Raw genomic sequence first — 21724 nt, forward strand, 5'->3', positions numbered from 1 at the left:
GCGTTGTTGTTTTAGAGCGGCGTGGTTGGGGGCGGTTCGCTGCTGGAGGGTGTGTGGCGGTGTCCACGGCCGCTTCGGCCGTTTCGCCGCGCGCCGCCGCGCGGGCTGCGCGACCCGTCCGACGCCGCTCGGCAAAAAACGACCTGAGCGCGGCACCGCATTCGGCTTCGAGGACGCCGCCGCTGACCGTCGTGTGATGGTTCAACTGAGGATTCGCGAACGCATCGACCACGCTGCCGCACGCGCCGGTTTTTGGATCGCGCGCGCCGAACACGACACGGGCGATGCGCGCGTGCATGATCGCGCCGGCGCACATCAGGCAAGGCTCGAGCGTCACATAGAGTTCGCAACCCGGCAGACGGTAGTTTTGGAGCCACTGCGCGGCTGCGCGCAGCGCAACCATTTCGGCGTGCGCGGACGGATCATGCGCGCCGATCGGATGATTGAAGCCCGTGGCGATGACTTCGTCGCCGCGCACGAGCACCGCGCCGACCGGTACTTCGCCGGCTGCGCGCGCTTCTTCGGCGGCGGCCTGAGCGAGCGCCATGAAGCGCAGGTCGCGTTCGGAGATGATGGGAGCGTCGGAATTTCCGGGAGGGATGGCGGCAGCGGCCATCGGGTGATCAGCCGCCGGTGCGAAGACCGCGCCGATGCAAGCGCCAACGGATTTCTCACCGGCCTCGGCTTGCGCAGAAGAGCCGATCGAGGCGGCACACGGGAGCGGCTCGTTCACTGCGAACCCGCGGCGGCTACATCGACATTGCCCACGCGCTCCGAGAGACGCTCCGCGATGCGGCGGCAATATTCGCGCGGCAGGATCATCGGGCCGCCGCGCAGCGATTCGAGCGCCATATCGAGCGCGAGCATGCGCGCCTGAAGACGGCAACGGGTCGGCTGATCGCTCACGGCATTCAGCTCCGTTTGCAGATCGCGCAACGCGCGAAGCTGCTCGACGGCGGGCGGCACGAAGCCCGCATTTTTCAGAATCCGGTTGGCGACGCGCACCTCTTCCGGCACCAACGCATCGTCGTCGAGGGCTAGCGGCGCGCCCGCTCCCGGCAAGTCGTCGAACTCTCCGCGCGCGGCGGCGGCGGCAATACGCTGTTCGACAAGCGCATCAAGCAATTTCATCTGCAATCCACAACGTTGCGGCCCGAGCATTCTATCAGGGAGCGCACGGACGCTCCGTGCTCACTTGACGGCATAAAAGGCGCCGATTTGCCGGCAACCCGGCATTTGACGGTGCTTCAGCGTGGACTTAGAGTAAGTCATCAAGTCGCACAACGCGCGCGGCGCTTAACCGGCGCGGCACGCAGAGGTTCCCTCTCGTCGAATTTGACGCCGCCATGCCATTCAAACCGATCGGCCGTCCCAGTGCTCTTCCCGTCGCGGAACCGCATCCGATGTGCGCCGCGCAGCCAGTGCGAGGGGGCCAGCAAGCGTCTCGGCGGATCGGCGTGCGTAGCGCGCTGGCGGCGATTACCGCGGCCGCGCTGCTTTCCGGCTGCGGCGTTTTTTGCGGCGGCGCCGCGGCGAGCGGCGGCGCCTATGCCGGGGGCTGCGGGACGAGCGTGCGGTTCTAGCCGGCGCCTCGCGAAACAGCCGCGAATTCGTTACCGAGGTGGCCTACGCCCCTCCCTCAGCTCGGCCCCACCAACGGCCAACGCGCGAGGACGATATGTCTGGTCCGTCCCAGCAGGCTGTGCATCAGCGCAAACTCGCGCACGTTCCAGCACGCCGCCGCGGCCGTATGGCGCTCGATCCACTGCATCCCATACGCCAACGTCATGTGCGGCGTAAAACGTGCGTCGGGCTCGATGCCGCCGTCGCGCAAGCCCGCTTCGAGCGCATCGTGAAGCGCCTGCAGTCCGTGCACACCGTGCTCGCCCACCAGCACCGCCGGCCCGAGCCGCGGCCTTTTCGCGAAGCTGGCGACCGCGTCGAATTCGACCGTAAATGGCGCCATGCTGACCGCCGCGGCCGCCCGTTTCGCCGCCTCGACCACATCCGCCGGCAAGCCGCCCGCGAAATTGCCGAGATGCCTGAGCGTGACGTGCAAGCGGTTCGCCGCGAGCGGTTTGCCGCGCACGCCGCTGCGCGCGCGCGCCTCCACACAGAGCTGCTGCGCGAACTTCGCGATACCGGCCGCGGTATTGGCATCGGGATAGACCGCGAAAAAGAGCCCGTCGGTGGGCGGGGACGGTGCCTCGAGCCCGGGCAACCACAGTTGTTCAGGCATCGCGCCTCGTTCCTTCAATGATTCTTTCCGTCGATCCGCACACCGCCGCACAAGCGGCCCATTGCAGTCATGATACTGTATATTCATACAGTACGACAGGCCGTGTGCAACTGCGACGCGCTACAGATCGGCCGGCTTGCCGATGCGTTTGTACCAAAGCTCGATAAACGACTCGGCCGCCGGCGACAGCGAATGCTCGGCGCGTCGGATCAGATTCACGTCGCGTTTGACGAGCGGCGCTTCGAGCCTGCGCGCGAGCAGATCGCGATGTGGAAACGACCCGAGCAGAATGCCCGGAAAAATCGCGATGCCAAGACCGGCCTGCACCATCGAAAGCCCGGTCGTCATATAGGACACTTCGTACTCGACCGCCTTGCGCATGCCGAGCGTGAACAACGTTTCGTCGATCAACTTGCGGATGCCGCTCGTCGACTTGATGCCGATCTACGGATACTGCAGCGCATCCTTCCAGCTCACACGCCGCTTTTTCGCGAGTGCCGAATCCTTGCGGCAGATCGCGCACAAGTTGTCGCGCGCGAGGCATTGCAGCGTGATGCCGTCGGGGCGCTCGCTGATCGTGCCGATGCCGAACTCGACGTCGCCTGTCAGCGTCGACGCGGTCAGGCGATCGGGCGCGGCGTCGTCGACCGAGACCTCGATATTCGGGTACAGCGCGCGATATTCGGCGAGCAGTTTCGGCACGATCGCCGCCGCGATCGACGGCGTCGCCGCGAAGCGCAGCCGACCGCGCTCGCGCCCGGCCAGCTCCTTCACGCTCGACCGGATCGACTCGAGATCACGCAGCATCCGCTCGACGGTCGGCAGGATTTCATGCGCGGCCGCGATGGGCAGCGCGCTCACGCATCTGTTCACGCATGAGGCGCTCGAGTCGTGGGCATGGCGCATTCCGTTCCTGCTTGGTCTGCTGATCGGCCCGGTCGGCTTCTATATCCGCCGCAACCTGCCCGAAACCGAGGCGTTCCAGAAGCTCGGCGCGCGTGTGAAGGTGCCGTTCTCGCGCGTCGTGATGCACTATCCGCGCGAGTTGTTCTCGACACGACGCTCGCCATCACGCGGATGATCTTCGAAGGCTTCTTCGATCAGTATCCGGATCTGAAGCTCATCGCGTCACATGCGGGCGGCGCGTTGCCTTATCTGGCGGGCCGCTTCGAGAAAGGCAACGAGGTCGAGATCCCGCAACGTCGCAAGATGAAGCGCAAGCCGATCGATTATCTGCGCCATATCTACTACGACTGCATCACGTATAGCCCGGCGTCGCTCGAATTTCTCGTCTCGGTGGTCGGCGCGGATCGCGTGATGTTCGGCACCGACTGGCCGCATCAGGTGTACGACATTCGCGGCGCGTTCGCCAACACCGCGCGTCTGCCGAAGGAGCAATGCGACGCGATCCGCGGCAACAACGCGCTGCGGGTCTTCGGGTTCTGACGCGAGTCGCGGCGGCAGCTACCTGCCGGAAACCGTCAGCTGGTCGCCACCTACGCGGCGCTGCTCGACGAGCTGATCGCGCGAGCGCCGCGGTAGTCGTCGCGCGCGGTGCAAGGGCGAGGTGTCGTTGCGAGAACAATTGCCAGCGTATTCCGGCGCATCAGGTCCTCCGATCGTGCCGGTACGTGCGGGACGTCCAATCACGCCCACCCGATCGTCAATCAGCCGGCTGGAGCCTTGTAAGAACGGCGTTTCCGCCTGGTCACGCGGCGTCGATACCGTCAGTCATACCGAAATTCTGGCTCGGCAGTTAATGGCTTCCATTGCACGGCATTGGACAATCGGCACCCGCTCCGTTTAAAAAGCCAGCAAGACCGAGCATCTGAAGCCGATCCGATACCGTCGTCGATACCGTGAGCGAACCCCTGCGCGGGCGCCCACGTACACCGCCAGAAACACCGTGAGACTCATTCCAGAGCGGAGCCTTGCAAAATTGGGATGACAGTCGGAGTAGGATACTGGCCTTTTGAGCCAAAGTTCGGCGATCTCCTCAGGGGTGCCGAACCCGTCATCTCGCACCGATGCCCCTCGACTACCCTACCCTCGATGCGCTGCGCACGCGCCATCCCGCTTGGCGCCTGTTACGCTCCGACCACGCGCCGCTCGCCGTCAGCTTCCTGCACCGCGTGTTCGTCGCGCCAAACGTGCGCGTGGTGGCGGCTCCGCTTCTTGCCGAAGCACTCGAAGATGAGCTTTACGCGTTGCGCGAACAACTCGGCGATGACGCCTTCCCGAAGCCGGCGCTCGAGTATCTGAACGACTGGGCCAGCCCTGAAAAGGGATGGTTGCGCAAGTACTATCGCCAAGGTTCCGATGAACCGCAGTTCGACCTGACGCCCGCCACGGAGAAAGCGATCGCGTGGCTCGGCACGCTGACGGAACGCAGCTTTGTCGGCACGGAATCGAGGCTTTTGACACTTTTCGAGCTGCTGCGGCAGATGGGCGAAGGCAGCGAGGCGGACCCCGAAAAGCGTCTTGCCGAGCTCCACACGCGGCGCGGCCAGATCGACGAAGAAATCGCCCGCGTGGAGGCCGGTGACGTTCGGCTGCTCGACGATGCCGCGCTCAAGGACCGCTTTCAGCAATTCATGCAGATGGCGCGCGACCTGCTCACGGATTTCCGTGAAGTCGAACAAAACTTTCGGCTGCTGGACCGACATGTGCGCGAGCGAATCGCGCTCTGGGAAGGATCGAAGGGTGCGCTCATCGAGGAAATCATGGGCGAGCGCGACGCGATCGCCGATTCGGACCAGGGCAGCAGCTTCCGGGCGTTTTGGGACTTCCTGATGTCGAGGCGCCGTCAAGAGGAACTCTCGAAACGGCTCGAGCGCGTGCTGGCGCTGCCGGCGGTCATGGAAATGAGGCCCGACGCGCGCACGCAGCGCGTCCACTATGACTGGCTGGAAGCCGGCGAGCATACGCAGCGCACGGTAGCTCAGCTCTCGCAGCAGCTTCGACGCTTCCTCGACGATCAAGCGTGGCTCGAAAACCGCCGCATCATGGACATTCTGCGCGGTATCGAAACGAAAGCGCTTGCGCTGCGCGAAGCGCCCCCACCAGGCTCCGTCATGGAGATCGAGACCGCATCCACTGACATCGAGCTGCCGATGGAACGCCCGCTTTACGCGCCGGCGCTGCGCCCTCTCATTGCCAACGTCTCAATCGAAACCGGTGAGGCGAACCTCGATGCCTCGGCACTCTACATGCAGATCGTCGTCGATCGCGCGCGCCTCGCAGGCCATATCCGCCGATGCCTGCAAGATCGGCCGCAAGTGACGCTTGCCGAACTGACCGCTTCGCAGCCTCTCGAGCATGGGCTCGCCGAGCTCGTCGCCTATTTGCAACTGAGCGCCGAAGCTGGATCATTTCGCGCGACCGTCGACGAGACCATTTCCGATACGATCGAGTGGCAGGCGAACGACGCCAACGGAACACCGATCATTAAGCGCACGACGATGCCGCGTGTGATTTTCACAAGGTAGAGATGACGGAAGAACAGCAAGCCTCGTCGCCTGGTCGAGGCGATTTGTCGACAGTTGCCATCGCGCTGCTCAAGGGCGTGGTTTATCGTGATGGAAACGAGCGCCTCTGGGCCGCACTGCTCGAATTGCAGACGCACGCGCGCGACTACGTCGCCGTGCTTGGCCTCGAGCTCGTCGTGGACGAGGCGGAAGGCTACGCCTTCGTAAAAAGCCGCGCCGCGCATGACGCTGAAGTCGATGGGGAACAGGCTAAGCTATCCCGGCTCGTTGCCCGGCGTCCACTCTCGTTCCCCGTGAGCCTGCTGCTCGCGCTGCTGCGAAAGAAGCTGGCGGAATGGGATGCTGGCGGCGGCGACACGCGGCTCGTCCTTGCGCGCGAGGACATCGTCGAGCTCGTACGCGTATTCCTTCCCGCGAGCACCAACGAGGCGCGCCTGGTCGATCAAATCGATACGCACGTGAACAAGATCGTCGAGCTCGGCTTCCTACGCCGGATGAAGACCACGAGCGGACCGCCCACATTCGAGGTGCGGCGCATTCTCAAGGCGTTCGTCGATGCGCAATGGCTGCTCGATTTCGACGCGCGGCTCGCGAGCTATCGGGCGCACCACCTTCAAGATTCGACGGTTTCTGACCAACAGGAGAGTCGCGATGAATGAGCCGCGTACGCTCGGCCTCGATTTTGCCGTCGACGACGCCCTGACGGGCTTTCGCCTCGAGCGGCTCGAGGTTTTCAATTGGGGAACCTTCGACCAACGAGTCTGGGTGCTGCGGGTCGATGGCCGCAACGGCCTGCTGACAGGAGACATCGGCTCCGGCAAGTCGACGCTCGTCGACGCGATCACCACCCTCCTCGTGCCCGCGCAGCGCATCGCCTACAACAAGGCGGCAGGCGCGGACAGCAAGGAACGTACGTTACGCTCGTATGTGCTTGGCTACTACAAGTCGGAGCGCAACGAGGTCACGGGGACGGCCAAGCCCGTGAGCCTGCGCGACCATAACAGCTATTCGGTGGTTTTGGGCGTGTTTCGTAACGCCGGGTACGATGCCACAGTCACACTCGCGCAGGTGTTCTGGATGAAAGACGCACAGGCTCAACCCGCGCGATTCTTCGTCTGTGCCGAACGCGATCTCTCGATCGCCGCTGACTTCTCGCGCTTCGGCACCGACATCGCCCAGCTGCGCAAAAAGCTGCGCGGGCTGGGTGCCGAAATCGAGGACACATTTCCGAAATACAGCGCCTGGTTCCGGCGGCGCTTCGGAATCGAAAACGAGCAAGCGCTCGAGCTCTTCCATCAAACGGTATCGATGAAATCGGTGGGCAATCTCACCGACTTCGTACGCAGCCACATGCTTGAGCCGTTCGACGTTGCACCGCGCGTCGACGCACTGATCACTCACTTCGACGATCTGAATCGCGCGCACGAGGCGGTACTGAAAGCCAAGCGCCAGGTGGAACTGCTGACACCGCTCGTCGACGACTGCGATCGCCACAGCGAGCAAGGACACGTTCTCGAAGGCTGGCGAGCGTGCCGTGAAGCACTGAAACCCTACTTCGCCGGGCTCAAGCTCGGCCTCATCGAGCGCCGCCTCCAATTGCTCGACGAGGATCACGCGCGTGCAATATCACGCAAGGCGCGGCACGAAGAAGCGCGCGACCAGGCGCGCCAGCGCGTGGACGATTTGCGCCGCGCCGTGGCCGAACAAGGCGGCGATCGCATCGCGCAACTCGAGGTCGAAATCCGCCAGCACGAGCGAGAAAGCGCGCGTCGCCGCGAACGCGCGCAACGCTATGCCGCCATCGTTACGCTGCTCGGCGAAACCGAGGCCACGGATGAGGCCGCATTCGCTTCCCAACGCCAACGTCTGGCCGAGCGGCGCAGCTCGCTCGTCGACGACGAAGCGCAAGGGCAAAATGCGATTACCGAATGGAGCGTGGCCTTTCGCGAAGGGAAAGCGCAGCGTGATCTGCTAGAGGACGAAATCGCGAGCCTGAAAGCTCGACGTAACAACATCCCGAAGGAACAAGTCGCGATGCGGGCGAGCTTATGCTCGGCGCTCGGTCTGGAGGAAGACGCCCTGCCGTTCGCCGGCGAACTCATTCAGGTGCAAGAGGATGCGCGCGATTGGGAGGGCGCCGCCGAGCGCGTCCTGCGCAACTTCGGCCTGTCGCTGCTCGTGCCCGACGAGCACTATGCGAACGTCGCGGCGTGGGTCGATCGCACTCATCTCCGGGGCCGGCTCGTCTACTTTCGCGTGCGCTCTGAACGCGCCGCGCGTGCAGCCGAGGCCATCGAGCTACACCGCCACTCGCTCGCGCACAAGCTCGCGATCAAGCCCGATTCGCTGTTCTATGGCTGGCTCGAGCGCGAAATCGGCCGCCGGTTCGACTATGCATGCTGCGATACGCAGGAGCAGTTTCGGCGCGAGATGCGCGCGATCACGCGTGCGGGCCAGGCGAAAGCGCTTGGCGAGCGCCACGAAAAAGACGACCGCCGCGCGCTTGACGATCGCAGCCGCTACGTGCTGGGTTGGAGCAACACGGCCAAAATTGCCGCCCTCGAAGCACAACGGCGAGCGCTCGAGGTTCGGCTTGGTGAGATCGGACAGAAGCTTGGAGAAGCTCAAAGCGAGCACGCGAAGGTGCGCGAGCAGCTCGAAGCGCTTGCGCGCATCGGCGAGTTCGTCGACTTCCGCGACATCGACTGGGGAAGCTGCGCGACCGCGATCGCCCGTCTGGCAGACGAAAAAGCCCGCCTCGAAGCGGCAAGCGACGCCCTCGCGGAGCTAACGGCCCAATTGGACTCGGCGCAAGCGTCGTTGACAGAGAGTGAAGCGGCGATCTCGGAAACCGACTCGGAACTGGGCGGTATCCTGGCCAGGCGGGAGGCAGCGCAAACGTTGCGCGACGAGACGCACGCGCTCGTTGCGCAAGTGAATGCCGAACTTGCCGAGCGAATCGAGGCGCTGCGAGCGGAGATTCTCGGCGAACACCAGCTTTCCGTCGAGTCATGCGACAACCGCGAGCGGGACGTGCGAGAGGCGTTGACAACCCGTATCGACAACGAAACGAAGTCGCTCGGCCGCCTTGCCGAAAAAATCGTCAAGGCCATGGCGGCCTTCAAGGATGCCTACAAGCTCGAAACGGCCGACTTCGATGCGAGCCTCGACGCGACCTCAGAGTACCGTGACATGCTCGCGCGGCTGCAAGCGGACGATCTGCCGCGCTTCGAAGCGCGTTTCAAAGAGCTGCTCAACGTCAATACGATCAACGAGATCGCCAACTTCCACGCCCAGCTCGCCCGCGAACGGCAAACGATCAAGGAACGTATCGAACGCATCAACGAATCGTTGCGACAAATCGACTACAACGCGGGCCGATACATCGTGCTCGAGAGTCAGTCCAGCCCCGACGCGGAGATCCGCGAATTCCAGAGCGACCTGCGTGCTTGCACCGAGGGCGAACTCACCGGCTCGGACGATAGCCAATACTCGGAGACCAAGTTCCTGCAAGTCAAACGGATCATTGACCGCTTCCGCGGCCGCGAAGGGTTGACCGAGCAGGACCGGCGCTGGCGCGCCAAAGTGACCGACGTGCGCAACTGGTTTCTGTTCGCCGCCAGCGAGCGTTGGCGTGAGGACGACAGCGAATACGAGCACTATTCGGACTCGGGCGGTAAATCGGGCGGCCAGAAGGAAAAGCTCGCCTATACGATCCTTGCCGCGAGTCTCGCCTATCAGTTCGGCCTCGAATGGGGCGCCGTGCGTTCTCGATCGTTCCGCTTCGTCGTCATCGACGAGGCGTTTGGACGAGGCTCCGACGAATCGGCGCAATACGGTCTCACATTGTTTCAAAAACTGAACCTGCAACTGCTGATCGTCACGCCGCTGCAGAAGATTCACATCATCGAGCCGTTCGTTTCGAGCGTCGGATTCGTTCAGAACGAGGGCGGACGCGCCTCGAAGCTGCGCAACCTGTCGATCGAGGAGTACCGCGCGCGCAAGGCGGAGTTCGAGCAATGAATTGGACGACGACCGCCGAACTGCGCGTTCGCCTCCAGCGCCTATGGGAGCGTGGCGAATGGCTGCGGAGCCTCGTAGACGGCACCGAGGGGCTGTTCCCGCTACGTCTGACGATAAAAGGCCCGAGCTCGTCCGAATTGGCCGAACGCTTCGACGCGGTACGCGCATGGATCGCGGAGATTGCCGCGACACCGCGCGTACGCATCGAATGGCGAGAAATCAATCATCGAATTCTCGGCCTGCAGCGTTTGCCACAAGCAGCTTGGGTGGACAGTCTGGACGATGCGCTCGCGGTCGCCGGCAAGCGCCGCGACGCAGCGCAGTTCGAGCGGCTGCTCGAAATCACACGCTCGCGCCAGCCGAAGCTCACCACGTGGCTTGCGCAGCGCCCGTTGCAAGCACTCGAATTCGCAGGCGATTGGGAACGACTGCTGGCAGTCGTCGATTGGCTGCAAGCACATCCGCAGCCGGGCGTATATCTTCGCCAAGCCGAAATCGCCAACGTCGACACGAAATTCATCGAGGCGCGGCGCGGCGTCCTCGCCCAATGGCTCGATCTCGTGCTGCCGTCGGAGTCAATCGACAGCAGCCGGACAGCCGCCGCCCAATTCGCTGCTCGCTACGGGTTCCGCGAGAAGCCGCCTCGGATTCGATTTCGCGCGCTCGATGACAGGCTCGCCGTTCTGCCCGGCATGGGCCGGCCCGACATCGCACTCGACGCTGACAGCTTCGCGCGCCTCACACTGCCATGCCGCCACGTGTTCATTACGGAAAACGAGATAAATTTTTTGGCGTTTCCCGACGTTCCGCAGTCGATCGTGCTCTTCGGGGCGGGCTACGGTTGGGAAGCTCTCGAGCCGGCGCGATGGCTCACGGACTGTGCGCTCCACTACTGGGGCGATATCGACACGCACGGCTTCGCCATTCTCGATCAATTGCGCAGCCGGTTCCCGCATGTTGGATCGTTCTTGATGGACCGCGCGACGCTGGTGGCGCATGAAGCGTTCTGGGGAGAAGAAGGCGATCAGGTCACGCGCGATCTGCCGCGGCTCACTGCCAAAGAGCGGGAACTCTTCGATGACCTCCGCGACAACCGGATTCGCCATGGATTGCGGCTCGAGCAGGAGCGCGTGGGATTCGGGTGGGTCAGGGCGGCGCTCGAAGAGCGGGCTTGCGCTTAGAACTTCCCCGTCTCACCGCCAGGTACAACTCGAATACGACTCGAAGCAGGCCGCCTCGAAGATGCCTGCCCCAACTCCCACGTTCAGCGACTTTAGTTTGCGCTGCCGTTGCGCAGCAGAGCATCCGAGATCGTCGACAGCACCTCAGCCAGTCGTCTTGCCGTCTCGGGAGATGGCAGCGGCAACCTGAGACTTCGCGCGCCCGTCACGGCATCGCGCTCGACCCACGGGTGTGCGGCAACCGCGCCATCGCCCGGCTCATTCAACGCCGACGCCAGCGCCGCGCCGAACTGCAGCAACCCTGACCACGGTTCGAAGGACGCGCCTGGTTGCGCTGTATCGATGGTCGAAGCTTGAGGCCGCTCTCCGGTACCGGCGAGGTCGGTTTCCACGACGCTCGCGTCACGCGCCGCGTCGCCGGACACGACTGCGCCGCTCGCGGCTTCCTCCGCCGCGGCCATGACCTCGCTCTCTCCCATGCGCCCCGCGACGTTTTCGACATCCTTCATGAAGCGGGTCAGGCGCGAACCACCGAGCAGAATTTCGCTGGCGCCGCCATCGAGGATGCCTTCCGCCAGCGAGCGCTTGAAAGCCAGCACCGACAGCATGCCCTCCTCGATCGTTCCCTTCGCGATGTAATTGACGACTTGTACCGGCTTTTTCTGGCCCAACCGATAGATGCGCGCGATGCGCTGTTCCAGCACCGCCGGGTTCCACGGCAGATCCATGTTCACGAGCGTCGACGCGTGCTGGAGGTTGAGCCCCGTGCTACCTGCGTCCGTCGACAGAAATACCCGACAGTCCGAATCGTCCCGGAAGCGCTGCACCAGCGCGGGCCGATTTTCCGACGGCACGCCGCCATGGAAGCTGACGTAGCCGATGCCGAGCTTCTTGAGCCGGCGAATGACTATCTCGTGCGTGCGCGTCCATTGACTGAACACCACGACTTTCTCGTCCGGCTGCGTGAAAAGCGACTCGAACAACGTCGCCAGCTCGTCGGCCTTCACGCCATGATCGGTTTCCTGGTCCAGCAGATAGGTGCTGTTGCACGACATGCGCATGTTCTGCAAAGCACAGGTGAGGCGCCGCTGGTCCTGATCCGACAGAAACCTGGTGTTACGCCAGCGCCGGACGATTTTGGCCACGATGTCCGCGTTTTCCGTGTGATACGCCATCTGCAGCTCGGTCATGGGCACCAGCAGATTCTGGTCGGTGCGCCCGGGCAACTGCAGCAGCACCTCGGACTTGCGACGCCGTATCATGATCGGTGCCAGGGTCTGGCTGATCTTCTCGAGGCCCGTGTATCCCGTCACGCGTCCCGCCTCGTCCTTGACCTGATGTTCGTGCAGCAGCTTCCACGTGGGCCCAAGACGGTGCTGGTCGACGAATTGAACGATGGAAACGAGTTCTTCCAGCTTGTTTTCGAGAGGCGTTCCCGTCAGCACGACGGCATAGGGGCTGTCGATTCGCTTGAGAGCCTTCGCCGCAATGGTGTTCCAGTTCTTGATGCGCTGCGCCTCGTCGACGATGACCAGCTCCGGCGCCCACGCGGAAATCATGTCAAGGTCCGATTTCAGCTTTTCATAGTTGGTGATCTTGTAGAGATCCTGGGCCGCATATTCGCCCCGCCTCTGGGCAAGGCCGCCCGCGACTACCCTCGAAGCGTGGCCGGAGAACCGCGTGATCTCGCTCTGCCACTGATACTTGAGCGAAGTCGGGCAAATCACCAGCACTTTCGACACGCCAAAATGCCGGATCAGGATTTCCGCCGCCGCGACGGCCTGCACCGTCTTGCCGAGGCCCATTTCGTCGCCGATCAAGGCGCGCCCGGCACGCACGGCGAACAATGCGCCTTCGGCCTGGTACGGATAGAGCGGCACCTTGAGCAGCTTCTTCAGCGAGGGCGTCGCCCCGCCTTGCGGAAACTGCCCGTCGAGCATCCTGGCACGGCGCGCCGCATCGTTTCGGCCAGCGATGAAGTCGAGCGCGTCGTCATGGGCGCGCAATTCGTGCCCGGCCTTCGCCACCCTGGAGAGAAAGCGCCCGAGATCTTCGAAACGGTCCTCCGGCAGATGCCATCGCCGAGACTCGTCGAACAAAGCGGCGGCCGCTTTGGCTACCTTTGCCGGACAATCCGCGCCGGCGCGAAAATGGACCGCTCGCCCTCCCTCGTTTCGCAAATACAGCTCCGAGAATGCGGGCTGATAACCACGGGCGAAGGCCGCCTTTGCGCCTCGCTTGCGCAGCAGTCGCGACAAGGTAAATTCTATGTGCTTGCAGGTGCCGAGTTCGTTGGTGGCGTAATCGGGACAGTCGCAAAAGTTGTCGCCCGGGCAGGCCCCACGAATCGACACGCGATAGCTGAACTTCGACTCCGGATTGCCGACGCGGAATTCGGAGAAATACGTCTCCGTCCCGAGATTCTCCAGCGAGAACGCTTGCTCTTGCCCGAATTGCCGACGCAAGGCGCGCTGCCAGTCGGCGGGCGACATGTGATCGGGGGCGTGGATGCGGGAAAGCTTCGAGGATCGACGTGACTTGGTGGAAGAGTGTTTGCTAGTCATGACTTGACGTGATATTTGCGCGACCGACCCGCTCCAACAATGCGAAGTTCAGCGGGCCTCGGATTGCCTCCCACGCGGGCAGATCCAGTCAATCCGCCAACGGCTGAATCCGCCCCTCGGATCGAGTCCGTAAGGCGTCCTTGATTACCCACCGGCTCGGTAAAAAAGAGGACACACAGTATATCCCGGGCCTCGTCCTCCATCGCCCGCAGATTCGACACACAAGGTGGCACTCAGCACCGGCACTACCACATTCTCGGGCAATAGTTTCGGCACGTAGCTCTACCCGTCGATCCAGGCACTTCTCGATCCCGTCGCCAGGCTGAAACTTGACGGATTCTGCCACGGCGCGTATTGACATCAGATACACATTGCCCTGCCATACGTATATCTATCGTATATACAGTATGGAGTGCATCATGCGCGACGCACCTATTAATCTTCGCGCCTTGCCAGAGCAACGTGATCTGATCGATTACGCAGCGAGCCTGCTTGGCAAAAACCGCTCTGACTTTATGTTGGAGGCCGCTTGGGAGCGCGCGCAGGCCGTCGTCCTGGATCGCACTTTCTTTGGGCTTGATTCGGAAAAATTTAAGCAGTTCACCGAATTGCTAGACGCGCCGAAAGTCGCAAACGCGGGTCTTGCAGTCTTATGGACGTGAAAACCCCTTGGAATGAAAACAGCGAATGAATCGGAAGCTTTTTGCTCCGCAGCCGCTGCTGGCCGAGCACGACGTTGCCAGCTTTTCCTGCGGAAGGCTGGAGCTTGACGACTGGCTGAAGCGGCGCGCCCTGATTAACCACAACTGTGGGACAAGCCGTGTATTTGTAACGACCGATGATACCGGCCGCGTCTACGGCTACTATGCCCTCGCGACTGGAGCCGTTGCCCATGTCGATGCAACCGGCAACGTTCGTCGAAATATGCGGGATCCAATTCCGGTGGTTGTGCTTGGCCGGCTAGCGCGAGACGTAAATACAAAAGGCATCGAACTCGGCGCTGCCCTTTTGAAAGACGCCCTCAATCGCGCTAGCTCGATCGCAAAAGATCTTGGCGTACGTGCGATGCTTGTGCATGCGATTGACGCACACGCAGCGGCTTTCTATGAGTCGTACGGGCTCACACCGTCTCCGATTCATACCCTCACACTCATGCTCCGACTGGCATGACGAGCGCGCAGAAAAGCCGCAGGGTGCGGCTTTTCTTCACCTGGCCAACTTTCCGCCACTACAGAATTGTCCAAAATATACGTCGGTACACGTGCCGTGGACAGCTGAAATTGCTGTCTGTGTACGAGCTTGCGCACTACCGAAACCCGGCTTCATGAAGCCCTGGCATGTCGTTCCGAAGCTGACGAATGACGCTCAGAAAGGCTGGCCGAGGTTTTAAGTCTGAAGCGGAGCACGTATAACCCTCCCAAGGACTAGCTCAATCCCGGCAACGTTGCACTCTGATAGACAATCCGAACACGCCTCGTAAGCCATTGATTTAATTGATATATTTTTACCATCATTCCCACTCGATCGTCGCAGGCGGCTTCCCCGAGATGTCGTAGACGACCCGGTTGATCCCGCGCACTTCGTTGATGATCCGGTTCGATACATGCCCAAGCAGTTCATGCGGCAGATGCGCCCAATGCGCGGTCATGAAGTCGAGCGTCTGCACCGCGCGCAACGCGACGACGTACTCGTAGGTGCGCCCGTCGCCCATCACGCCGACGCTCTTGACCGGCAGGAACACCGCGAACGCCTGGCTCGTCAGGTCGTACCACGACTTGCCGGTTTCCTTGTCGATCGTGTCGCGCAGCGTCTCGATGAAAATCGCGTCCGCGCGGCGCAGCAGGTCCGCGAAATCGCGCTTCACTTCGCCGAGGATCCGCACGCCCAGACCCGGACCCGGGAACGGATGGCGATACACCATCGAGTGCGGCAGACCGAGCTTCACGCCAAGCTCGCGCACTTCGTCCTTGAACAGCTCGCGCAGCGGTTCGAGCAGCTTCAGGTTCAGCGTCTCCGGCAGACCACCGACGTTGTGGTGGCTCTTGATGGTTTGCGCGGCCTTCTTGCCCTTGCCCGCCGATTCGATCACGTCCGGATAGATCGTGCCTTGTGCCAGCCACTTCGCGTCGGTCAGCTTGCCGGCTTCGGCCTGGAACACTTCGACGAACTCCGCGCCGATGATCTTGCGCTTCGCTTCAGGATCGGTCACGCCGGCGAGCTTGCCGAGGAATGCTTGGCTCGCGTCGACGTGAATCACCTTCACGCCAAGGTGATCGGCGAACAGCGCCATCACCTGCTCGGCTTCGTTCAGGCGCAGCAGGCCATGGTCGACGAACACGCAGGTCAGTTGATCGCCGATCGCGCGGTGCAGCAGCGCCGCCGCCACCGACGAATCCACGCCGCCCGACAAGCCCAGAATGACGTGCTCGTTACCGACCTGCTCGCGAATCTTCGCGACGGCTTCGTCGATGTAGTGGCCCATTTCCCAATCGGCCTTCGCGCCGCAGATCTGCAGCACGAAGCGCTCGAGCATCGCGCGGCCCTGCACCGTGTGCGTGACTTCCGGATGCCATTGCAGGCCATAGAAGCGGCGCTGCTCGTCGGCCATCGCGGCGATCGGGCACGATTCCGTCGATGCCATCAGCGCGAAACCCGGCGGCATCTCCAGCACCTTGTCGCCGTGGCTCATCCATACCTTCAGCATGCCGTGGCCTTCGGACGTGGTGAAGTCGCTGATGCCTTCGAGCAGGCTCGTATGGTTGCGCGCGCGCACTTCGGCGTAACCGAATTCGCGCAGATGACCGATGTCGACCTTGCCGCCGAGCTGCTGCGCCATCGCCTGCATGCCGTAGCAGATGCCGAGCACCGGCACGCCGAGTTCGAACACGGCTTGCGGCACGCGCGGCGTGTCTTCCTCGGTGACCGAGCTCGGGCCGCCCGACAGAATCACGCCCTTCGGCGCGAAGTCGCGGATGAACGACGCATCGACGTCGTACGGATGGATTTCCGAATACACGTTGGCTTCGCGAACGCGACGTGCAATCAGTTGGGTGACTTGCGAACCGAAGTCGAGAATCAGGATCTTGTCATGCATGGCAGCGGACGGAATCAGAAGTGAGCGGATACGGAATGCCGCGCGCGAGGCGCGGCGTCGAATTCAAAGCGGTCCGCGCGGCGACGGTCTTGGCGCGGCGCGGACAGCCAACATTACGATGAAGCACAAGGGCGCGGCCAACCACGGAACTCGCCGCCTGTGATGCGCGCGAACGAAATCCGCTAGCTTCGGCAAACGGCCTGGCGCGCGGCGCTTCAACCATGAAACGGCGGGCGGGGTGCGCCGGGCACGTCGTTGCTGGTGTCGCGCGCGGCGCGTTCGGACTCGCTCAGGCCGGGCTCGCTTGCGGCCGGATGAAGCGGCGCGGGAGTGGCAACGGAAGCCGCGGCAGCCGGATTGGCCGGCCGGGTGACCGGCACGACGGGCTCCGGCACCGGCTCGGCGTGATAGACCGGAAAGCCCGCTGAGGCACGTGGCTCGCGCGCGTTGTCGCGTTCGGGTTCACGCTGCCGTGCGGCATCCTTTTCGGCCTCTTTCGCGGCACGCTTATCGGCACGACTGTCGGCCTTGCTCGACGAGGGCTTGATCACGATCCCCTTCTCGCGCCGCCGCACCGCACCCGACAGTCGCACGCCGCCGAGCCCGATCACCACCAGCACGACACCGGCCAGCACCGCCACCATCTGGCCGAAACCGGTCAGCGACGGCGTATGCAGCCCCAGCAGCCAGACCAGCATCAGCACGCCGATCAGCCAGTGCACATGACCGACGACCTTCGCGACCGTCGAGGTCAGCGCCCCGTCGAACGACGCATGCACCGCGAGCCACGCGAGCCCGATCAGCGCGACGCCGAACGCCTGGCCGACCAGCATCGGCTCCGTTGGCACCAGTTGCAACGCGTCGTACAGCGAGGTCCACGGCGTCAGCACGAACAGCAGGCCGAACGCCAGCAGCAACAACGCATCGAGGATCAGTACAACGCGCAGCAGTGGCTTCATGGGCGTTTAGTCCACGTGGTAGTTGGGCGCTTCCTTGGTGATTTGCACATCGTGCACATGCGACTCGCGCAGGCCCGCACCGGTGATCTGCACGAACTCGGCCTTCTCGTTCATTTCGGCGATGGTGCGGCAGCCGCAGTAGCCCATGCTCGCGCGCACACCGCCGATCAGCTGGAACAGGATTGCGTTGACCGAACCCTTGTACGCGACGCGACCTTCGATGCCTTCCGGCACCAGCTTGTCGATGTTGGCCGAGTTGTCCTGGAAGTAGCGGTCCGCCGCGCCGTCCTTCATGGCGCCGACCGAGCCCATGCCACGGTACGACTTGTACTGGCGGCCCTGGTACAGGAATACCTCGCCCGGCGACTCCTCGGTACCGGCGAACATGCTGCCCATCATGACCGCGCTGGCGCCCGCCGCGAGCGCCTTGCTGACGTCGCCCGAGAAGCGCACGCCGCCGTCGGCGATGACCGGCACGCCGGTGCCGTTCAGCGCTTCGGACACGTTGGAGATAGCGGTGACCTGCGGCACGCCGACGCCTGCGACGATTCGCGTCGTGCAGATGGAGCCCGGGCCGATACCGACCTTGACGCCGTCCGCGCCGTATTCGACGAGCGCCCTGGCGGCCGCGGCGGTTGCGATGTTGCCGCCGATCACCTCGACGTGCGGGAAGTTCTGCTTGACCCACTTGACGCGCTCGAGCACGCCCATGCTGTGGCCATGCGCGGTATCGACGACGATCACGTCGACGCCGGCCTGCACGAGCAGCTCGACGCGCTCTTCGTTGTCCGCGCCGACGCCGACCGCCGCGCCCGCGCGCAGCTTGCCGTGCTCGTCCTTGCATGCATCCGGGTGCTCGGTCTGCTTGGTGATGTCCTTGACGGTCATCAGGCCGCGCAGTTCGAAGGCGTCGTTGATGACCAGCACGCGCTCGAGGCGGTGGCTGTGCATCAGCGCCTTCGCTTCGGCGAGCGGCGTGCCTTCCTTGACGGTGACGAGGCGCTCGCGCGGCGTCATGATGTTGCGCACCGGCTCGTCCAGACGCTCTTCGAAGCGCAGGTCGCGATTCGTCACGATGCCGACGAGCTGCGAGCCCTCGACGACCGGGAAGCCCGAAATGCCATGCTGGCGCGACAGTGCGATCACGTCGCGCACTTTCATATGCGGCGGAACGGTGATCGGATCGCGCACGACGCCCGACTCGAAACGCTTGACCTTCGCGACTTCACGCGCCTGCTCAGCCGGCGTGAGGTTCTTGTGGATGATGCCGACGCCGCCCATTTGCGCCATGGCGATTGCCAGACGTGCTTCGGTGACCGTGTCCATCGCGGCGGACACGAGCGGCATGTTGAGGGAGATGTTGCGGGTCAGCCGGGTCTTGAGGCTGGTGTCGCGCGGCAGAACATCGGAGAAGGCCGGGACGAGGAGCACGTCATCGAACGTGAGTGCTGTTTGGATCAGACGCATGGCAAATCCTATAGGCGCAAAAGCGAATTATACGCGATACCACCCCGGTTTTCACTGCGCGAACAGCAGCTTAGCGAATTTCAGACGATTTTTTGCCGCTCCCGCCTGCGTCGATTTCGCTCGCCTGTTCGCGTCGGGTTCGAACGGGTTTCGTTTGCGCGTTCGCAGGCGAAACCGGAGCAGAGCCGGCGGCATTTTCGCGGCACGTACCCTGTCGAGCGGCGGTCGAGCGGCCTGAATGCAGGATCGAACAAGACGTCCTGCTCGCAAAACCGCTATTCTGCCGGCCATTCCAGTTTATCCAGCAGAGGCAGTCGATGCAGCGCGGTGTCGTATATGGCGTCATGGCCGGAGCCTTGTGGGGCATGGTGTTTCTGGTGCCGCGGGTGCTGCCCGACTTCTCCTCGCTCCTGCTCGTCGCCGGCCGCTACTCGATGTACGGCGTCGTGTCGCTCGCCGCGGCGCTGCCGATCGCGCGTTCGCTCGCCAAACGGCTGAGCCGCGAGGATCTGATCGCGCTCGTCAAGCTCGCGCTGGCCGGCAATATCGTTTATTACCTGCTGCTGACCGCCGCCGTGCACCTGATCGGAATCGCGCCGGCCTCGCTGATCGTCGGCGTGCTGCCGGTCACGGTCACGCTGGTCGGCCGGCGCGATCACGGCGCGGTGCCGCTCGCGCGCCTCGCATGGCCGCTCGCGACCGTGATGGCGGGCATCGTCTGCATCAATATCGACGTCTTTACGGTGGCCGGCGCGGCGCCGGTGAGCATCGCGACGCGCCTGCTCGGCGTGGCCTGCGCGGTGGGCGCGCTCATCTGCTGGACCTGGTTCGCGGTCGAGAACGCCCGTTACCTGCAGCGTCAGACGCATTTCAGCGGCAATGAGTGGTCGGTGCTGTGGGGCGTCGTGACTGGCGCGCTCGGCGGCGCGTTGTGGCTCGTGGTCGCGGTGCTGCCGTCGGGCGGCCCGCAGGGTGAGTTGGCCGACCCGCGCTGGCACACGTTCTGGCTGCTCAACCTCGCACTCGCGATCGGCGCGTCGTGGCTCGGCAACGGCCTGTGGAATGCCGCGGCAAAACGGCTGCCGCTAACGCTGTCCGGCCAGATGATCGTGTTCGAGACGCTGTTCGCGCTGCTTTACGCGTTCATTTACGACGAGCGCCTGCCGCGCCCGCTCGAACTCGCGGCGATCCTGCTGCTGGTGGCGGGGGTCTGGTGGTCGGTGCGTCGGCATTCGGACGACGATTCGTCGGATGCGGCGCGCATCGAGGGCATGAACGATAAGGCGCAGACGGCGGCGCCTTGAGGTGATGTGACGCGATGATGCAAGACGGGCGGCGCGCGAAAAAGTCCGCCGCCCCCCCAACTAGCGCCGCCTAGCGCGAATCCTTGTTCAACCAACGCCGCCCCTCGATCGACCCCGCCTTGCGTGTCTTTTCGACGCGGCGTTGGCGCGACACCTTCGGATCCACCAGCAACGGCCGGTAAATCTCGACGCGATCATGGTCGGCCAGCACCGTATCGAGCGGTTTGAGCTTGCCGAACACGCCCACCTTCTGCGTGTTCAGATCGATCGACGGAAAGCGCTGCAGAATCCCGCTTGCGCCGATCGCCTGTTGCAGCGTCGCGCCCGCGGGCAACTCGACCGCAATCAGCGCCTGCTCGGCAGCGAGCGCATAGCAGACCTCGACCGTTAGCCGCGCGCTCATGACTGACCATAGCGCTGGTTGGCGCGCTTCACGAAAGATTCGACGAAGGTATTGGCGATGTGATTGAACACCGGCCCGATGATCTTCTCGAGCAGGATGCTGGTGAACTCGTAGTGCAGCGCGAATTCGATCTTGCACGCATCGGCGCGCAGCGGCGTGAAGCGCCAGAAACCGGTGAACTTGCGAAACGGACCGTCGGCGAATTCCATGTCGATGCGCGTGGGGCGCTCCATCGAGTTACGCGTGGCGAAATGCTGCTTGATGCCCTTGAAGTTGATATCGATCCTCGCCTCCATGCTGGTGTCGTCCCGGTGACGAATTTCGATGCCCCCGCACCATGGCAGGAACTTGGGGTAATCGTCGACGTCGGTGACGAGGTCGAACATCTGCTCCGCCGAGTGGCGAATCAAAACGGTTTTCTGGACATCTGCCATAAATTGAACAGCGCGTGGCAACGGTGGACGAGCGCCGCGGGCTTTCCTTGCCCCGCTTTGCTAAAATCGTGATTTTAAACGAGTTGGGCACTTTCCATTCATGAGCATCATAGACAACAGAAAAGCCTTCTACGACTACTCGGTCGAGGAACGCTATGAGGCAGGCCTCGTGCTCGAAGGATGGGAGGTCAAGGCGTTGCGCGCCGGGCGCGGCCAGATCAAGGAAGGCTACGTGGTGATCCGCAACGGCGAGCTGTTCCTGATCGGCACGCACATCAGCCCGCTGCCCGAAGCGTCGACGCACATCCATCCCGACCCGGTGCGCACGCGCAAGTTGCTGCTGCATAGCGAGGAGATCAGCAAGCTGATCGGCAAGGTCGAGCAGCGCGGCTACACGCTCGTGCCGCTGAATTTTCACTACAAGAACGGTCGCGTCAAATGCGAGATCGGTCTCGCGAAGGGCAAGAAGATGCACGACAAGCGCGAGACCGAGAAGAAGCGCGACTGGGAGCGCGAGAAGGCGCGCTTGATGCGCTCGCCGACCTGAACGCGATTCGTATCCGGCATT

Annotated in this window: 17 protein-coding genes and 2 pseudogenes; 9 read left to right on the forward strand and 10 right to left on the reverse strand. The window is 63.3% G+C overall.

Features of this window, described 5'->3' with window-relative positions:
• Positions 1-70: 70 nt before the first annotated feature.
• The 4 genes and pseudogenes from tadA to OKW27_RS20995 all read right to left on the reverse strand — a co-directional run.
• Positions 71-616 (reverse strand): annotated as a pseudogene (gene tadA, locus OKW27_RS20980) (tRNA adenosine(34) deaminase TadA); the annotation flags it as partial.
• A 113-nt stretch (positions 617-729) separates the two neighbouring features.
• Positions 730-1131 (reverse strand): DnaJ family domain-containing protein, encoded by a 402-nt coding sequence (locus OKW27_RS20985; RefSeq protein ID WP_187630389.1) that lies wholly within the window; start codon positions 1129-1131, stop codon positions 730-732.
• 508 nt (positions 1132-1639) lie between these two features.
• Positions 1640-2239, reverse strand: coding sequence for a 2'-5' RNA ligase family protein (locus OKW27_RS20990; protein ID WP_429334754.1), 600 nt, complete (start codon positions 2237-2239; stop codon positions 1640-1642).
• Between the two features lie 120 nt (positions 2240-2359).
• Positions 2360-3145: pseudogene (locus OKW27_RS20995) on the reverse strand (LysR substrate-binding domain-containing protein).
• Between OKW27_RS20995 and OKW27_RS21000 the strand changes: the two are divergent.
• The 5 genes from OKW27_RS21000 to OKW27_RS21020 all read left to right on the forward strand — a co-directional run bounded on the left by OKW27_RS21000 (position 3137) and on the right by OKW27_RS21020 (position 10931).
• Complete coding sequence (locus OKW27_RS21000; protein ID WP_429334755.1) at positions 3137-3685, forward strand: amidohydrolase family protein; 549 nt, start codon at positions 3137-3139, stop codon at positions 3683-3685. The pseudogene OKW27_RS20995 and the gene OKW27_RS21000 sit on opposite strands and share 9 nt — an antisense overlap.
• A gap of 581 nt (positions 3686-4266) precedes the next feature.
• Positions 4267-5727, forward strand: coding sequence for a DUF3375 domain-containing protein (locus tag OKW27_RS21005; protein WP_429334756.1), 1461 nt, complete (start codon positions 4267-4269; stop codon positions 5725-5727).
• Positions 5728-5729: 2 nt separating this feature from the next.
• A complete protein-coding gene (locus OKW27_RS21010) occupies positions 5730-6386 on the forward strand; it encodes a DUF4194 domain-containing protein (RefSeq protein ID WP_429334757.1) in 657 nt (218 codons plus the stop codon).
• Positions 6379-9750: an ATP-binding protein gene (locus OKW27_RS21015; protein ID WP_429334758.1), complete on the forward strand. Its 3372-nt coding sequence runs from the start codon at positions 6379-6381 to the stop codon at positions 9748-9750. Before OKW27_RS21010 ends, OKW27_RS21015 begins: the two co-directional genes overlap by 8 nt.
• Positions 9747-10931 (forward strand): Wadjet anti-phage system protein JetD domain-containing protein, encoded by a 1185-nt coding sequence (locus OKW27_RS21020; RefSeq protein WP_090800543.1) that lies wholly within the window; start codon positions 9747-9749, stop codon positions 10929-10931. The genes OKW27_RS21015 and OKW27_RS21020 overlap by 4 nt, the downstream gene beginning before the upstream one ends.
• A gap of 92 nt (positions 10932-11023) precedes the next feature.
• Here OKW27_RS21020 and OKW27_RS21025 read toward each other — a convergent pair whose 3' ends face one another.
• Positions 11024-13423, reverse strand: coding sequence for a DEAD/DEAH box helicase (locus OKW27_RS21025; RefSeq protein WP_429334759.1), 2400 nt, complete (start codon positions 13421-13423; stop codon positions 11024-11026).
• A 491-nt stretch (positions 13424-13914) separates the two neighbouring features.
• On the opposite strand from OKW27_RS21025, the gene OKW27_RS21030 reads away from it, so the two are divergent.
• Together OKW27_RS21030 and OKW27_RS21035 are read left to right on the forward strand one after the other, a co-directional pair.
• A complete protein-coding gene (locus OKW27_RS21030; protein WP_429334760.1) occupies positions 13915-14157 on the forward strand; it encodes a DUF1778 domain-containing protein in 243 nt (80 codons plus the stop codon).
• 25 nt (positions 14158-14182) lie between these two features.
• Positions 14183-14665, forward strand: coding sequence for a GNAT family N-acetyltransferase (locus tag OKW27_RS21035; RefSeq protein WP_429334761.1), 483 nt, complete (start codon positions 14183-14185; stop codon positions 14663-14665).
• A 340-nt stretch (positions 14666-15005) separates the two neighbouring features.
• On the opposite strand, the gene guaA is transcribed toward OKW27_RS21035, so the two are convergent.
• The 3 genes from guaA to guaB all read right to left on the reverse strand — a co-directional run bounded on the left by guaA (position 15006) and on the right by guaB (position 19015).
• Entirely contained in the window at positions 15006-16589 is a 1584-nt protein-coding gene (gene guaA, locus OKW27_RS21040) for a glutamine-hydrolyzing GMP synthase (protein ID WP_090800560.1), read from the reverse strand.
• Positions 16590-16804: 215 nt separating this feature from the next.
• The gene (locus tag OKW27_RS21045; protein WP_429334762.1) at positions 16805-17548 is read right to left on the reverse strand and encodes a hypothetical protein; all 744 of its coding nucleotides are present in this window, start codon (positions 17546-17548) and stop codon (positions 16805-16807) included.
• Between the two features lie 6 nt (positions 17549-17554).
• Positions 17555-19015 (reverse strand): IMP dehydrogenase, encoded by a 1461-nt coding sequence (guaB, locus tag OKW27_RS21050; protein ID WP_090800562.1) that lies wholly within the window; start codon positions 19013-19015, stop codon positions 17555-17557.
• Between the two features lie 317 nt (positions 19016-19332).
• Between guaB and OKW27_RS21055 the strand changes: the two genes are divergently transcribed.
• The gene (locus OKW27_RS21055) at positions 19333-20319 is read left to right on the forward strand and encodes a DMT family transporter (RefSeq protein ID WP_429334763.1); all 987 of its coding nucleotides are present in this window, start codon (positions 19333-19335) and stop codon (positions 20317-20319) included.
• Between the two features lie 70 nt (positions 20320-20389).
• On the opposite strand, the gene OKW27_RS21060 is transcribed toward OKW27_RS21055, so the two are convergent.
• Complete coding sequence (locus OKW27_RS21060; RefSeq protein ID WP_090800565.1) at positions 20390-20722, reverse strand: RnfH family protein; 333 nt, start codon at positions 20720-20722, stop codon at positions 20390-20392.
• The gene (locus OKW27_RS21065; protein WP_018417666.1) at positions 20719-21156 is read right to left on the reverse strand and encodes a type II toxin-antitoxin system RatA family toxin; all 438 of its coding nucleotides are present in this window, start codon (positions 21154-21156) and stop codon (positions 20719-20721) included. Before OKW27_RS21065 ends, OKW27_RS21060 begins: the two co-directional genes overlap by 4 nt.
• 100 nt (positions 21157-21256) lie before the next feature.
• On the opposite strand from OKW27_RS21065, the gene smpB reads away from it, so the two are divergent.
• Entirely contained in the window at positions 21257-21703 is a 447-nt protein-coding gene (gene smpB, locus OKW27_RS21070) for an SsrA-binding protein SmpB (protein ID WP_013089686.1), read from the forward strand.
• The last annotated feature ends 21 nt before the right edge of the window (positions 21704-21724 follow it).

The organism is Paraburkholderia sp. 35.1 (assembly GCF_050436525.1).
Classification (GTDB): domain Bacteria; phylum Pseudomonadota; class Gammaproteobacteria; order Burkholderiales; family Burkholderiaceae; genus Paraburkholderia; species Paraburkholderia tuberum.